This is a genomic window from Marinobacter sp. MDS2, from assembly GCF_030718085.1.
Taxonomy (GTDB): domain Bacteria; phylum Pseudomonadota; class Gammaproteobacteria; order Pseudomonadales; family Oleiphilaceae; genus Marinobacter.
The window spans coordinates 19913-35295 of sequence record NZ_JAVAJF010000003.1 but is presented as its reverse complement, the minus strand read 5'-3'; the positions used below and the strand labels follow the sequence as shown (position 1 = coordinate 35295).

Genomic DNA, 15383 nt, shown 5'->3' with positions numbered 1-15383 from the left:
ACGTTTCGGCAGTGATTCCAAGTTACTGCTGACTCAGGTTTGTTACCTTCCGGAACACGTTTTTTGTGCGCCCAGTAACACTTTTCAGCAGACAGGCACCTCAATCTCGCGCATCCGATCGCTGACGACCGAGCATTTCCAGCCCCACGACGATTGCTAACCCGACGCAGGCCATTAGTCCGGCCAAGCCTACCAATGGCTCTTGCCCATTCAGGTTAGCCCAGGTCTCGGGGCTTATAGGCAACTGGGTTAACGGCACCTGCTCCCCGGAACTGTTGGTACGCCAGCTCAAGGTTTCCTGCCAGGGCCAGACCTTCACCAAAGCTCCGATCATAAAGCCGGTAAGCAAAGCCAGTACGGTGTCGTGAGCGTACTTGAATGCCAGCGTGATAAGGCGGGCTACTGACAGCAGGCCGATCACGCACCCTGCCATGAACATGCCTAAATCCGAGAGCGCAGCATTTTTTATGGCCGATAGAACCGGCGCATACATGCCAATAATCAGCAGTAGAAAACTGCCAGAGATGCCCGGCAAAATCATCGCGCAGATCGCGAGGGCCCCAGCGCCGAGAAAAGCTAGCGCAGACGGGTCAACCTCACTGGCCGGAAGCGTTGTTACCCACCAGGCGAAGGCCACCCCCGCAATCAACGGAATCAATAACGCGGGCGAATAGCGTTTTACCTGCTGACCGACATGCCAAACGGACGCAACAATCAAACCGAAGAAAAAGCTCCAGATCAGAATGGGATGCTGATCCAACAGCCAGGTAATGAGCGATGCCAAGCTGGCAATGCTGGTCAGAATACCCGCCAGCAACGAGACCAGAAAAAAACCGTCAATAGCCCGCCAGAAGCCGAGAACATCACCACGGATCAGTTGCCGGAAAAAAGCCATTGGTGCGGCACTGATGGCCTCCAGCAACCGAAAGTAAATGCCCGTAATGAAGGCGATGGTACCGCCAGAAACACCGGGAACGATATCCGCAGCGCCCATAGCCATGCCTCTCAAAAAAACACCGGCAGGGTGTTGCGTTCTATTTCCTTCATTCCCTTGCAACTCGGACATCAACGCACCACTCCGCCCAACAAGGGAACAAACTTAACCGGCTCCAGTTCACGGCGCTCGAAGTCGTCACCCTTGCGAACAATTTCCACCAGCACTTGATCTTGTTCGCCCACTGGCGCAATCAACACACCACCATCGGAAAGCTGATCCAGCAATTCTTTGGGAACATCCGCCGGCGCCGCCGTAACGATGATGCCATCAAAGGGGCCTCGGTCCGGCCACCCCATACCGCCGTCGGCGTGCTTAAGCATCACGTTGCGAATATTCAGCTGGCGTAGCCTGTCCCGGGCGCGCTCTTGCAAAGGACGTATTCGCTCGACGCTGTATACCTCTTTAAAAAGTTGGGAGAGCACTGCCGTTTGATAACCCGATCCGGTGCCCAACTCCAACACCCTTGTCGGCTCGTGAGCGAGTAAAAGCTCGGTCATCCGGGCAACGATGTAGGGCTGGGACAGGGTCTGGCTGTAGCCAATGGGAAGCGCCGTGTCTTCATAAGCCCGATGGGACAGGGCTTCGTCGAGAAAGATATGCCGGGGAATCTGCCCCAGCACTTCCAACACCCGGTCAGACTCGATGCCCGATTCCCGCAAACGTTGAACAAGGCGCATTCTAGTGCGCCGGGAGGTCATTCCAATACCTTCAATCTGAGCATTCATTGATCTACGACCTCTACTCCAGCCAAACCATCCAGCCAATCCTTGAGTTCTGGGAGCGCTGCGTGTCGCGTCATATCGGTATGGACAGGCGTAATCGACACACATTTTTGACTGATCGCATAGAAATCGGTTCCCGGCCCGGCATCGCCACCTCGGCCTGCGGCCCCTATCCAGTACCGCTGTTTACCTCTGGGGCACGTCACGGGAACAACGCCCTCTGCGCGCTCACGATGCCCCAGGCGGGTGATGCAAAAACCGGCGAGTTCGTCCCACGGTACATCGGGAACATTGACGTTGAGTATGGATCTTGGCCCAAGGGCCAACGTTCGAGGGTTTTCAAGCAGGCGACGCACAACCTGCGCAGCTGTCTCGTAATGGAAGCGCCCTTCATTCACCAGAGAAACCGCAATGGCAGGCAAACCAAGATGGCGGCCTTCAGTGGCTGCGGCTACGGTGCCGGAATAAATGATGTCATCGCCAAGATTAGCGTGCGTGTTAATGCCCGACACCACGCGATCAAAAGGCCTGCTAAACAAGCCATTGACCGCCAGGTGAACACAATCCGTGGGCGTGCCGTCAACAGATTGGAAACCGTTAGGGTGTGTTTCAACCGTCAACGGCCGACTCAACGTCAGGGAGTTGCTAGCGCCACTGTGATCGCGGTCCGGTGCAACAACCTCCAGCTCGCCCAAGCCTTGCAAGCCCTCATGCAAGGCAACGAGGCCAGGCGAATGAACGCCATCATCATTCGACAGTAGAATTCGCAAAGTGATCTCCAGCTAGCTCGCTTATTACTTATTATCACGGCTGAGGCTCATGTCCTTCAGCTCGAAAACGTCTCCCAACACAGTGGTTGCGTACTGACCGGGCGGCAGCAAAAACTGAAGCCGAAGGGTATTCTCATCCACCCATTCCCAGCGCAACTGATCGGGCCGAGTGACCAATGCACGTCGTTCCGGCTTCATGCGAGTACTCGAAAAAAGTTGCTCAAACTCCGGATGCTGCGCAATAACCGATCGTTCCAATCGTTCTTGTTCTTCGGTGGCGTGAGTACCACCATCCCCCCAAAGAGGGCCGGTTGGCTTGCCGTCATCAGACGGCTCCCCGGGCAATGGCGTAAACCAGTTCCCGGCACTGACACGTTCTGCCAGCACCTCATTGAACAGCCACGAACGTGCCGCCGAAAAGTACAATACGTTTTTCGAGGCACTTCCGCCACCGCCGCGGCGACCACCGCGCTTTCGATTCAAGCGTGTGGGATCAAGGTTAACGGCCTTATCCAAATTACCGCCGCCCAGACCAAACCGCTGTGGGCCAAAATAATTGGGCGCACCACGCTCGGCTAACCGAGCCAACGCCGCGTCAATTTGAAGGCGCTCCCCGCGGACTTCCCGCAACACCAGCTCAAAGCCATTGTGTTCATGCTCGCCGCGACGAAGCTTCCGGGCGTGTCGACGATGAGCCAGGACGGGCCAGCGCTCAGCGATCGCCGCCAGCAATCCGGCATCGTCTGATTCCATGCCGGGCCGATATAAACTGAACCACTGCACCGTTATAGCATGACGGTCTTTCAACCCACAAAAGCCCACTTCGAATGCTTTCGTGCCCGCCAAGACCGCCAACTCCCGCGCAACGTACTCGGTGTTGTCACCGGTCTTCTCGATTCGAACGCACAAGTGCTCGCCCGACCCCGTCTCTTCTGCCTGCGGGCTTTCAAAATCAGGGACTAAATACTCGGTCACCCGAAAGTCGTCGGGGCTAACCTTAAGTAAGGCGGTTGCTGGCCGGGTACCGGAAGACGTTGGCCAATCAAGACGCCAGCGCGCTGTCACTGCCGACGACGAGCTCACAGAGTCACCGGTTCAAGCAAACACACCGCTTGACAGGCAATGCCCTCACCCCGACCGGTGAAGCCGAGTTTCTCACTGGTGGTAGCTTTAACACTCACCCGGTTAACGGGCACACCCAAATCAGCGGCAATATTCAATCGCATAGCTTCAACGTGAGGTGCCATCTTAGGGGCTTGAGCAATGATCGTGGCGTCCACATTCACCACCGAAAAGCCTTCATCCTGAACCCGTTGCATCACCGTTCGCAGCAACTCCCGGCTATCGGCCCCGGCCCATTCATCACTGGTATCCGGAAACAGATGACCAATATCTCCCAATGCAACTGCACCTAACAGCGCATCTGCCAACGCGTGCAAAAGAACGTCGCCATCCGAATGGGCTTTTAGCCCTTCGCTGAAGGGAATCTTAACCCCTCCCAAAATGACAAAATCGCCCTCACAAAAGGCATGGACATCAAAGCCCTGGCCAATACGCATGGTCATCTCCGAATCAAAACTAGAATGTACGAGGAGGCAAAACCCTACTGCCGACTCAAGATAAACTCAGCCAGCTCAAGATCCGACGGCACCGTAATCTTCAGGTTATCCGCCCGGCCTTCCACCAAAAGAGGCATATTACCGGAAAACTCCATAGCAGAGGACTCATCCGTAACGCCATGGCCGTTTTTGAGGCACAATTCCAGCGCTGACTTCAAAGCACCAAAACGGAACATTTGCGGCGTCAACGCCCGCCATAACTGACTGCGATCCACGGTTTCTTCAACTTCAGGCTCCCTTCCCCTGTTGGCCCGCTTCAAGGTGTCTGCCACCGGCGCTGCAAGCAGCCCACCGACCGGATGTTCAAACAACGTATCAATCAAATTGGAAAAGTCGTGAGCATCCAAACATGGCCGCGCGGCATCGTGCACCAACACCCAATCGCTTTCATCGGCCTGCTCTTCCAAAGCATGAAGCGCGAAGAGCACCGAGTCGGCCCGCTCCTTGCCACCGGTACACGTCTGAATGCGGTCATCCTTTGCGGATTCGCTATCCGGCCACCACTTATCCTGTGGGTTTAACGGCACCATGCAGCCTTTAAACGGCGCATTATTCAGCAAACGGGACAGGGTGATATCGAGGATAAAGCGGTCAGAGATTTTCAGGTACTGCTTGGGGCATTCGGCTTTCATGCGCTGGCCGATACCAGCGGCAGGAACCACAAGCCAAAGATTAGGAGTTTTCATAGAGGCAGATAAACAAAGTTGGGAGAGTATCGGGCGGCTTCTTTCCGGGAATTTCGAAGGCCAAGGATGGCCTGAGAGAAGCGCACATGGATGTGCTCGTAGCGGTTCCCGGAAAGAAGCCGCCCGATGCTCTGTGCACCCAAATCACTTCTCGACAACGAGAAAAAACGTCTCATCGTCCCGAATCAAGCCCAGGTTCATGCGGGCCCGCTCTTCCACCGCCCCCTGCTGATTCCGCAGGTTACGAACCTCTGCATAAAGCCGGTCATTCCGAGCCGCCAGCCCGGCATTCTCAGCTTGCTGCTTGGCAATCGCTTCTTCCAGTGCCCAAACTTGAGCAAAGCTACCTTCCCCGACCCACAGGCGAACCTGAAGCAGGAGAATCAGCACAGCAAGAATGGCCCAAAGCGTTTTCATGCAGATTAGCTCAGAAAATAACCAGTTAAAATTTAACGTCAGAGGGTAAGTATAGACGCTCAGGTAGATTAACAAGAAAATGCCCCAACTTATTGGGCAAAAAGGCCATCGTGTCTGAATTTTCATCCAGAACGCGATGGCCTTAACATTTTGTTACCTGACAGTATGCACTACCAGGTGTACTTCAGGCTCGTGTTTAGCCTTGGCCTTTGATCTCGCTCAGGCCACGGTAAGGCGCCTTGCCCTCCAGATCACCTTCGATACGCAGCAACTGGTTGTACTTGGCGACGCGGTCAGAGCGGCACAGAGAGCCGGTCTTGATCTGTCCGGCGCAGGTCGCCACGGCCAGGTCAGCGATGGTGGTGTCTTCGGTTTCACCAGAACGGTGGGAGATAACCGCGGTGTAGCCAGCATCCTGAGCCATTTTGATCGCGTCCAAAGTCTCGGACAAGCTGCCGATCTGGTTGAACTTGATCAGGATGGAGTTACCAACGCCTTTCTCGATACCCTGCTTGAGGATTTTGGTGTTGGTTACGAAAAGGTCATCACCAACCAACTGAACTTTGCTGCCCAGCTTGTCTGTCAGCACTTTCCAGCCGTCCCAGTCACTTTCGTCCATACCGTCTTCGATCGATACGATCGGGTAACGGTCGCACAAGCCGGCCAGGTAATCCGCGAAGCCTTCGGAATCGAAGCTCTTGCCTTCGCCGGTCAGCTGGTACTGGCCATCTTTGTAGAACTCGGAAGACGCACAGTCCAGAGCCAGGGTAACGTCTTTGCCCAGCTCGTAACCGGCCTGCTCAACGGCTTCCTGGATAGCGGCCAATGCGGCTTCGTTGGACGGCAGGTTTGGCGCAAATCCACCTTCGTCACCCACGGCTGTGTTCAGACCCTTAGCCTTCAGAACCTTCTTGAGGCTGTGGAAGATTTCCGCACCTACACGCAGAGCTTCTGCAAAGCTGGTGACAGAAACCGGCTGTACCATGAATTCCTGAATATCGACGTTGTTGTCGGCGTGCTCACCACCGTTCAGGATGTTCATCATCGGAACCGGCATGGAGAACTTGCCAGAGGTGCCGTTCACATCGGCGATGTGCTCATACAGAGGCTTGCCGAGAGCGGTTGCAGCGGCTTTAGCTGCGGCCAGAGATACGGCCAGAATGGCGTTGGCGCCCAGGTTGGCTTTGTTTTCGGTGCCGTCCAGGTCGATCATGATCTTGTCCAGACCACGCTGGTCTGCAGAATCTTTGCCTACTAGAGCGTCACGAATCTGACCATTGATCGCTTCAACGGCTTTGCGTACACCTTTACCAAGGTAACGGGTTTGGTCGCCGTCACGCAGTTCCAGAGCTTCGCGGGATCCTGTTGATGCTCCAGAGGGGGCGCAGGCACGGCCCAAGGTTCCGTTTTCCAGAATTACGTCTGCTTCAACGGTTGGGTTACCGCGTGAATCCAGAACCTCACGGGCTTTGATGTTGGCAATCTTGGTCATTCGTAAATTTCTCCAGATTTTATCTTCTAAACACTGTACCGGTTATCAATTTCGGTGCTGGAGCAATCAACTGGAAGAGCCTGGCGAAAACCGCTACAAGCACATCCCTGTGCGCTTCTCTCCGGCCATCCATGGCCTACGAAATTTTCGCCAGGCTCTTCCAGTCGATCGCTCTTCGAGCCCGTAAAGTACCCCTAGCGTATCGGCATCAGGAATATACGGGCTTTCAAAGTGCGGACACCGCCAATCAGGCGGTGTCTATAGGTTTAAAACTTTTTACCAGATCATCTACGGCTTTCACCCGCTGAAGGAACGGCTCCAGCTGGCTCAGGCGCAATGCACATGGGCCGTCACATTTGGCTTGATCTGGGTTCGGGTGCGCTTCAAGGAACAAGCCGGCGAGTCCTTGAGACATGCCGGCCAAAGCCAAGTCGGTCACTTGTGCGCGGCGGCCGCCAGCGGAATCGGCTCGGCCACCCGGCATTTGCAACGAGTGGGTCACGTCGAACATTACAGGCACGTTCATCGATTTCATGATGCCAAAACCCAGCATGTCGACAACCAAGTTGTTGTAACCGAAGCTACTGCCCCGCTCACACAGAATGATGTTGTCGTTACCGGCTTCTTCGCACTTGGTGATGATGTGCTTCATTTCCTGAGGCGCCAGGAACTGGGCTTTCTTGATGTTAATCACCGCACCGGTTTTTGCCATGGCAACGACCAGGTCGGTTTGACGACTCAAGAACGCCGGCAGCTGGATGATGTCACATACTTCCGCCGCAGGGGCGGCCTGAGCTGGCTCGTGCACGTCAGAGATAATGGGTACACCAAACTTGCTCTTGATGTCTGCCAGTATCTGCAAGCCTTTTTCCAGACCCGGGCCTCGGAATGACGTCACAGATGAGCGGTTCGCTTTGTCGAAAGACGCTTTGAATACGTAGGGAATGCCCAGCTTGCTGGTGGCTTCCACGTAGGCTTCAGCAACCTCCATGGCCAACTCAGGGGATTCCAGTACGTTCATGCCACCAAAAAGCACAAAAGGCTTTTCGTTAGCGACTTCAATGCCAGCGACATTAACCACGCTCTTGGCCATGCTTAGGATCCCTTTTTGTTCGCCAAAGCGGCCTCAACAAACCCTTTGAACAGCGGGTGGCCGTCGCGAGGGGTTGAGGTAAATTCCGGGTGGAACTGACATGCCACAAACCATGGGTGATCCGGTGCTTCTACAACTTCAACCAGTCGGCCATCGGTGGAGCGACCAGAGATCCGCAGACCGGCTTCTTCCAGCTTTGGCAGGTAGTGGTTGTTGACTTCGTAACGATGGCGATGACGTTCGCGGATGGTTTTTTTGCCGTAGCAGGCGGCAATGGTGGAGCCTTCAGTCAACACGCAGTCCTGGGCTCCCAAACGCATGGTTCCGCCCAGATCAGACGCTTCGGTTCGTTCTTCAGTGTTGCCGCTGGCGTCTAGCCATTCGGTAATCAGACCAACAACCGGGGCCGGAGAGTGTTCACGGAACTCGGTGCTGTGGGCGTCTTGCAAACCAGCCACGTTACGGGCGTACTCAATAACCGCTACCTGCATGCCCAGGCAGATACCCAGGTATGGCACATTGTTTTCACGGGCGTACTGAACTGTCCGAATTTTGCCTTCTACGCCACGCTCTCCAAAACCGCCGGGCACCAGAATCGCGTCGGCAGACTCAAGCACTTGAGTTCCTTCACGCTCGATGTCTTCGGAATCGATGTAATTGATGTTGACCTTGGTGCGGGTCTTGATACCGGCGTGCAGCAATGACTCGATCAGAGACTTGTAAGCCTCCAGAAGCTCCATGTACTTACCAACCATGGCGATGGTGACTTCCTGCTGCGGGTTCATCAGAGATTCCACAACTTCGTCCCACTCACTCAGGTCTGCCTCACGAGCGTCGAGGTTGAAACGATCAATAACCAGCTGATCCAGCCCGTATTCGTGCAGCATACGCGGGATGGCATAGATAGACTTGGCATCCTGCATCGGGATGACCGCCCGCTCTTCCACGTTGGTGAACAGGGCAATCTTGCGGCGAGAGCTGGCATCGACTTCATGCTCGGAGCGGCACAGCAGAATGTCTGGCTGCAAGCCGATGGAACGCATTTCTTTCACAGAATGCTGAGTTGGCTTGGTTTTAATCTCGCCCGCCGTCGCAATATAAGGAACCAGCGTCAGGTGCATGAACAAGGCACGCTGGGCGCCCACTTCCACCTTCAGCTGACGACACGCTTCGAGGAACGGCAGGGATTCGATATCACCAACGGTTCCGCCAACTTCAATCATGGCCACGTCAGAGCCGGCCGCACCCTCGATAACACGGCGTTTGATTTCGTCAGTGATGTGCGGAATAACCTGAACAGTGCCACCCAGATAATCGCCCCGACGCTCTTTGCGGATAACTTCTTCGTACACCCGACCGGTGGTGAAGTTATTACGCTTGCTCATCGGTGTACGGATGAAACGCTCGTAGTGGCCAAGATCAAGGTCGGTTTCAGCACCATCTTCGGTGACAAAGACTTCACCGTGCTGGAACGGACTCATGGTGCCGGGGTCCACGTTGATGTATGGGTCCAGCTTGAGAATAGTGACCTTCAGGCCGCGTGCCTCCAGGATGGCTGCCAATGAGGCAGACGCAATACCTTTGCCCAAAGAGGACACAACACCGCCGGTGACGAAAATATAACGCGTCATGCAGATTCCATGATTATCTGGTTCGGTAAAGGGGGGAGATTGTTCATCTCAAGATGGGACATCAGACTACCAGAAAGCCCTCACCTACTCAATCAAAATCCCGTTCCACAATGAGCCGCCAACCGGTGGCCGGGGCGCTCCCCGAGTATTGGTCAGAACACCACAAATCGCCAACCGCAACCAACTCGTCACCCTCGCTACGCTGCCTGTAAACCAAGGGCAGCTGGGCTCTTTCCCATGGAGGAACACCCTGTTCTTGAAGCCACGTTTTCAGTGCCCGAGAGGGGCCTTCAGGGCGCATTCTGACCCGCTCACCGCCCTGCCTCGTAGATACCCGTATTGGCGGCGGGGGATTTTTTGCGGTACCTGCTGGGGAATTCGGCATCAAGCTGAGTTCCCAGCCTCCCCATACCGCCAATTTATTCGGGTATAGGTTAATTGGCGCTTCCGGCACAACCACATCGGGCACGAGATAGAGATAACCGCGATATCGGCGCAGGCTAAACCCAGCGCCTCGTATTTCCGGCGCACGATCCTCTGCCGCGCTCAGCAGATCAGCAAGACCTTGATCCAAACCAGCACTCGCTGGTACTTCGAAGCGCTGCCTTTGCAGCCACCAACGCACCAGATTTCGCTGTTCGAGCGCACTCAGTTCTCTTAGCTTCGCCAAGATCAACCGACCGTTGTCTGAACAAGACTGCCATTGCAACTCAGCCAATCGCTGATTTAACTCCGCGCTTTCCCGGCAGGCACTCGCGCTGCGCCCCAGTCTTCTCAACAAGCCGGGCCAACGTTTTTTCAAACTCGGGATGATTGCATGACGCAGGTAATTACGATCATAAACCTGGCTGACGTTACTCGGGTCTTCGACCCAGCTAACGCCTGAACTCGCCGCCACTTGCTCCAGCCGGTTACGCTCTAGCGCCAACCACGGCCGATACAGACACCCCTTCCCCAACGACCGGCTTTCCGGCATGCCGGAAAGCCCTTTCACACCAGACCCACGAAGCATTCGAAACAGCACCGTTTCGGCTTGATCATCCCCATGGTGAGCCATCAGGATCAGATCGCCAACACCGACGCAGCGCTCAAACACCTGGTAGCGGGCGTTTCTTGCGGCTTCTTCCAAGCCGCCAGCGGCGGTATCCGAAACCGGCACGTCAACGTGCTCGACCACAATGGGAACGCCCAGCCTTTCGCAGACATCACGGCAGAATTGTTCGGTCTGCTGGTGATTTGTCTGGAGCTGATGATTGATGTGTAGTGCAGTGATCTCAGGATGGCAGGACGCCGCCACGTGCAGCAACAGAGCCGAATCCAGACCGCCGCTGAAGGCGATCCAGAGTCGGGAATATTCTGGGAGAGTGCTGACTGGTGCTAGCAGATCATCCGGCCAATCAGCATGCCGGGCGGAGTTACCGCCCGCCTTCATACTTGGTCAAACGCTCATACCGGCGGGCGATCAACTCATCCTGTGGCAGGCGGCACAATTCGGCCAACCCGGTTTCAAGTTGCGCTTTCAGGGTTGCCGCCATATCTTCGGGGCTGCGGTGCGCCCCGCCTAACGGCTCTTCTATTACGTTGTCGGCAACGCCCAACTCTTTCAGGCGAGTCGCCGTCACACCCATGGCTTCGGCCGCTTGCGATGCGTATTCAGCGCTCTTCCAGAGTATCGACGCGCAACCTTCCGGAGAGATCACGGCATAGGTTGAATACTGCAACATATTCAACTGGTCGCATACACCAATGGCGAGCGCGCCACCGGACCCGCCTTCACCGATGACCGTCGAAATAATCGGCGTTTTCAGCCTCGACATCACAGCAAGGTTGAAGGCAATGGCTTCACTTTGACCACGCTCTTCCGCTCCGATACCGGGATAGGCCCCCGGGGTGTCAATGAACGTCAGAATCGGCATTTTGAACCGCTCGGCCATTTCCATCAGACGCAGGGCTTTACGATAGCCTTCCGGGCGCGGCATACCAAAGTTGCGTTTCACTTTGTCACGCACTTCCCGCCCTTTCTGATGCCCGATGACCATGACTGGCTGATTGCCCAGACGAGCAGTGCCACCCACGATGGCCTGGTCGTCTGCGTAGCGGCGATCGCCGTGCAGTTCATCGAAATCGTCAAAGATCAAATCAATATAATCCTGGGTGTAGGGCCGACGAGGATGCCGGGCCAAACGTGCTACATCCCATGGCTTGAGATCAGAAAAAATGCTCTCTGTCAGGCTGACGCTCTTCTTCTTGAGGCGACTGATCTCATCGGTAATATTGATATCAGTATCGTTACCAACCATTCGAAGCTCTTCAATTTTGGCTTCCAGATCGGCGATCGGCTGTTCGAAATCCAGGTAATTAGGGTTCATGATGTTCCATCATTTGATTGCCAGGCGGGCAAATGCCCACCCAAACCAGAATTTGGGACAAAGATAGCAGCGCTGGCCGCAGAGCAAAAGCGGACATTGGTCTTAATCATAGACCAGTTCTACTGCTTGGTCGCCCACCAGATGTTTCAGCTCAAACAGAAGATCATCATCCGGTTGCACTCGCCAGGATTCTCCCAACTCTATGCGGGTACGGGCTTCAGCGCTGCTGTACTCGATCCATACCGGGCTACCGTCGTTACGGAAAGGCCGCAGTGTGTCGTCCAATTTATCCAACAGACCGTTTTGCAATTGGTCAGCGTGCAGTGCCAAGCGGATTCCCCGACTGAACTGCTGGCGCGCTGTCGCCACATCGGTGACCGAGCTAACCCGCATTTTCATCTGCCCCGAGTAATCGTCGTGGCTAACCTGCCCCTCCAACACGATCACCTGGTCCGATTGCAGCAGCTCCCGGTTCTCAAAATAGGCTTCCGAAAACAGAGTCGCCTCAATGCGTGCACTGCGATCATCCAGCGTGATAAAGCACATGGTTGAACCTGTGCGGGTTTTCATGGTGCGCTGAGCCACTACCAAGCCGGCCACACGCTGAGGTGATTTATTGGGCTTGAGCTCGGCAATGGACGAACGCACAAACCGGCGCACCTCTTTCTCGTATTCGTCGAAGGGATGGCCGGTAAGATAAATACCCAGCGTGTCTTTTTCACCTTTCAGACGCTGCTTTTCAGGCCATTCGCGCACATCGGCCACGTCAGCATATACATCTTCATCATCACCGCCTCCGAGCATTTCACCAAACATATCCACCATGCCAACGGCATCATTCCGGGATTGCTGGCCCGCTTGCTGTATGGCTTTATCAATACTGGCCATAAGCTGTGCCCGCGTTGCTCCGAGCTTGTCCATCGCACCGGCGCGAATCAATGCCTCCATGGCACGCTTATTGACTTTCTTCAGATCAACCCGGCGAGCGAAATCGAAGATATCCTGGAATGGGCCGCCCTCTTTGGCTGCAGCAACCACACTTTCAATGGGCCCTTCCCCCAAACCTTTGATGGCACCCAGACCGTACACAATCTGCCCGTCGTCATTCACGGTAAAGGTGTACTCGGAGCGACTGACGTCAGGCACCAGAAGGTCGAGTTTCATGTTCCGACATTCTTCGACCAGCGTGACCACCTTGTCGGTGTTCTGCATATCTGCGGTCAGTACCGCCGCCATAAATTCAGCGGGGTAATGGGTCTTCATCCACAGAGTTTGGTAAGACACCAAGGCGTAGGCTGCGGAGTGGGACTTGTTAAAACCGTAGCCAGCGAATTTCTCAACCAGATCAAAGATGTTCTCGGCCAGCGTTTTATCAATGCCGTTTTCTTCACAACCGTCGAGAAACAAGGCTTTCTGTTTGGCCATTTCCTCGGGTTTCTTCTTACCCATCGCCCGGCGAAGCATGTCGGCACCGCCGAGGGTGTAACCGGCCATAACCTGGGCGATCTGCATAACCTGCTCCTGGTATAGGATAACCCCGTAGGTGGGCTCCAATACCGGCTTCAGGCCTTCGTATTGATAATCCGGATGCGGATAGGATAACGGCTGGCGACCGTGCTTCCGGTCGATAAAGTCATCTACCATGCCGGACTGAAGCGGGCCGGGCCGGAACAACGCCACCAGTGCGATCATGTCTTCCAGCGAGTCTGGCTGAAGACGGCGGATCAGATCTTTCATGCCGCGAGATTCAAGCTGGAACACCGCAGTGGTTTCTGCCTTCTTCAGCATCTCGAACGACGCTTTGTCATCCAGAGGAATCGTCGCAATATCCAATTCCGGCTCCCCGCGCTTTTGACGGCGCGGGTTGATCATATGCAGGGCCCATTTGATGATGGTCAGGGTCCGCAGACCGAGAAAGTCGAATTTCACCAACCCGGCTTCTTCAACGTCGCCTTTATCAAACTGGGTGACCAGACTTCCGCCTTCGTCGTCACAATACAAGGGCGAAAAGTCGGTAATCTTGGTGGGCGCGATTACTACGCCCCCGGCGTGCTTACCGGCATTCCGGCACACACCCTCGAGTTTGAGAGCCATTTCCCAGATTTCCTGGGCTTCTTCGTCCTGCTCCAGGAACTCTTTTAACTGGGGCTCCTGCTCAATGGCCTTGTTCAGAGTCATGCCCACTTCGAACGGAATCAGCTTGGAAAGCTTGTCCGCCAACCCATAGGACTTGCCCTGCACTCGCGCTACGTCACGCACCACCGCTTTAGCCGCCATGGTACCGAAGGTAATAATCTGAGAAACCGCTTCACGGCCGTATTTCTGGGCTGTGTATTCGATAACCCGGTCCCGGCCTTCCATGCAGAAGTCAACGTCAAAGTCGGGCATGGATACCCGCTCCGGGTTCAGGAATCGCTCGAATAGCAAATCGTATTCAAGCGGGTCCAGATCGGTAATCAATAACACATAAGCAACCAGCGAACCGGCACCGGAACCCCGCCCCGGGCCAACGGGCACGCCGTTATTCTTGGCCCACTTGATGAAGTCCATAACGATCAGGAAGTAACCCGGGAAACCCATCTGAATGATGATGTCGAGCTCAAACTTCAGTCGCTCTTCATAGACTGCCCGTTTTTGGTCGTACTCCGGATCGTCTTTGCTGAGAATCGTTTCCAGACGCATGTCCAGGCCCTCTTCCGACACCTTTCGGAAGTAGTCGTCCATGGTCATACCATCCGGGATCGGATAATTCGGCAGGAAGTATTCACCTAACCGGACCTTGACCGAGCAGCGACGGGCAATTTCAACGGTGTTTTCGATGGCTTCGGGAATATCCGAAAACAGGTCGATCATCTCCTCGGCGCTGCGCAGATATTGCCGATCACTGAAGCGGCGATCCCGGCGCGGATCGTCCAGCGTGCGGCTTTCACCAATGCAGACCCGGGCCTCGTGGGCCTCGAAGTCGTCAGAGGTCAGGAAGTGCACATCGTTGGTGGCCACCACCGGCAAGGCCATTTCAGCCGCCAGCTCAACACTCAAGTGCAAGCAATCTTCATCGCCCGCCCGGTCGGTGCGCTGAAGCTCCAGGTAATAGCTGTCTGGGTACAAGTCCTTCCAGTACTGCGCTCGCTCGCGGGCCAGTTCGGGCTTACCGGCCAGCAGCGCTTTTCCGACATCGCCCATTTTTGCGCCAGACAAAGCAATCAATCCGCCAGCGCGGGCTTCCAGCCACTCTTTTCGGATAATCGGCTTGCCGTACCTCTGCCCCTCGGTATAACCCAGAGAAATGATTTCCGTGAGGTGCAGATAACCGTCGTTGTCACGGGCGAGCAAAGTCAAACGGAACGGATTTTCAGGTTCATCCGGATTTTCGAGCCACAGGTCAGCACCGACGATCGGCTTTACGCCTGCTCCTATAGCGCCCTGATAAAAGCGCACCAGCGAGCACATATTGGATTGCTCGGTGAGCCCCACAGCGGGCATGCCCAGTTCAGCCACCCGGCTGATCAGTGGCTTGACCCGAACCAGGCCATCCACCATGGAATATTCAGAGTGTACGCGCAGGTGTACGAAAGTATTTGCCATGC

Annotated in this window: 13 protein-coding genes; all 13 read right to left on the bottom strand. The window is 55.3% G+C overall.

Translation table 11 applies throughout. The features are described from left to right. Window positions 1–100: 100 nt before the first annotated feature. The gene (locus tag Q9245_RS13385) at window positions 101–1066 is read right to left on the bottom strand and encodes a DUF368 domain-containing protein (RefSeq protein ID WP_305897658.1); all 966 of its coding nucleotides are present in this window, start codon (window positions 1064–1066) and stop codon (window positions 101–103) included. Then, the gene (locus tag Q9245_RS13380; protein ID WP_305897657.1) at window positions 1066–1722 is read right to left on the bottom strand and encodes a protein-L-isoaspartate(D-aspartate) O-methyltransferase; all 657 of its coding nucleotides are present in this window, start codon (window positions 1720–1722) and stop codon (window positions 1066–1068) included. The genes Q9245_RS13385 and Q9245_RS13380 overlap by 1 nt, the downstream gene beginning before the upstream one ends. Continuing rightward, a complete protein-coding gene (surE, locus tag Q9245_RS13375; protein ID WP_305897656.1) occupies window positions 1719–2489 on the bottom strand; it encodes a 5'/3'-nucleotidase SurE in 771 nt (256 codons plus the stop codon). The genes Q9245_RS13380 and surE overlap by 4 nt, the downstream gene beginning before the upstream one ends. A gap of 24 nt (window positions 2490–2513) precedes the next feature. Beyond that, the gene (gene truD, locus Q9245_RS13370) at window positions 2514–3572 is read right to left on the bottom strand and encodes a tRNA pseudouridine(13) synthase TruD (RefSeq protein WP_305897655.1); all 1059 of its coding nucleotides are present in this window, start codon (window positions 3570–3572) and stop codon (window positions 2514–2516) included. After that, window positions 3569–4048, bottom strand: coding sequence for a 2-C-methyl-D-erythritol 2,4-cyclodiphosphate synthase (gene ispF / locus Q9245_RS13365; RefSeq protein ID WP_305897654.1), 480 nt, complete (start codon window positions 4046–4048; stop codon window positions 3569–3571). Before ispF ends, truD begins: the two co-directional genes overlap by 4 nt. Window positions 4049–4092: 44 nt before the next feature. Further along, a complete protein-coding gene (gene ispD / locus Q9245_RS13360; RefSeq protein ID WP_305897653.1) occupies window positions 4093–4794 on the bottom strand; it encodes a 2-C-methyl-D-erythritol 4-phosphate cytidylyltransferase in 702 nt (233 codons plus the stop codon). 144 nt (window positions 4795–4938) lie between these two features. Next, the gene (locus Q9245_RS13355) at window positions 4939–5211 is read right to left on the bottom strand and encodes a septum formation initiator family protein (RefSeq protein WP_114335729.1); all 273 of its coding nucleotides are present in this window, start codon (window positions 5209–5211) and stop codon (window positions 4939–4941) included. 196 nt (window positions 5212–5407) lie between these two features. After that, entirely contained in the window at window positions 5408–6703 is a 1296-nt protein-coding gene (gene eno, locus Q9245_RS13350; protein WP_305897652.1) for a phosphopyruvate hydratase, read from the bottom strand. A gap of 247 nt (window positions 6704–6950) precedes the next feature. Continuing rightward, entirely contained in the window at window positions 6951–7796 is an 846-nt protein-coding gene (kdsA, locus tag Q9245_RS13345; protein WP_305897651.1) for a 3-deoxy-8-phosphooctulonate synthase, read from the bottom strand. 2 nt (window positions 7797–7798) lie between these two features. After that, a complete protein-coding gene (locus Q9245_RS13340; RefSeq protein WP_305897650.1) occupies window positions 7799–9427 on the bottom strand; it encodes a CTP synthase in 1629 nt (542 codons plus the stop codon). A gap of 88 nt (window positions 9428–9515) precedes the next feature. Next, entirely contained in the window at window positions 9516–10859 is a 1344-nt protein-coding gene (gene tilS / locus Q9245_RS13335) for a tRNA lysidine(34) synthetase TilS (protein ID WP_305897649.1), read from the bottom strand. Continuing rightward, window positions 10843–11796 carry an acetyl-CoA carboxylase carboxyl transferase subunit alpha gene (gene accA / locus Q9245_RS13330; RefSeq protein WP_199007467.1) on the bottom strand — a complete coding sequence of 318 codons (954 nt, stop codon included), beginning with the start codon at window positions 11794–11796 and terminating at the stop codon, window positions 10843–10845. Before accA ends, tilS begins: the two co-directional genes overlap by 17 nt. A 102-nt stretch (window positions 11797–11898) precedes the next feature. Next, complete coding sequence (gene dnaE / locus Q9245_RS13325) at window positions 11899–15381, bottom strand: DNA polymerase III subunit alpha (RefSeq protein WP_305897648.1); 3483 nt, start codon at window positions 15379–15381, stop codon at window positions 11899–11901. Between the last annotated feature and the right edge of the window lie 2 nt (window positions 15382–15383).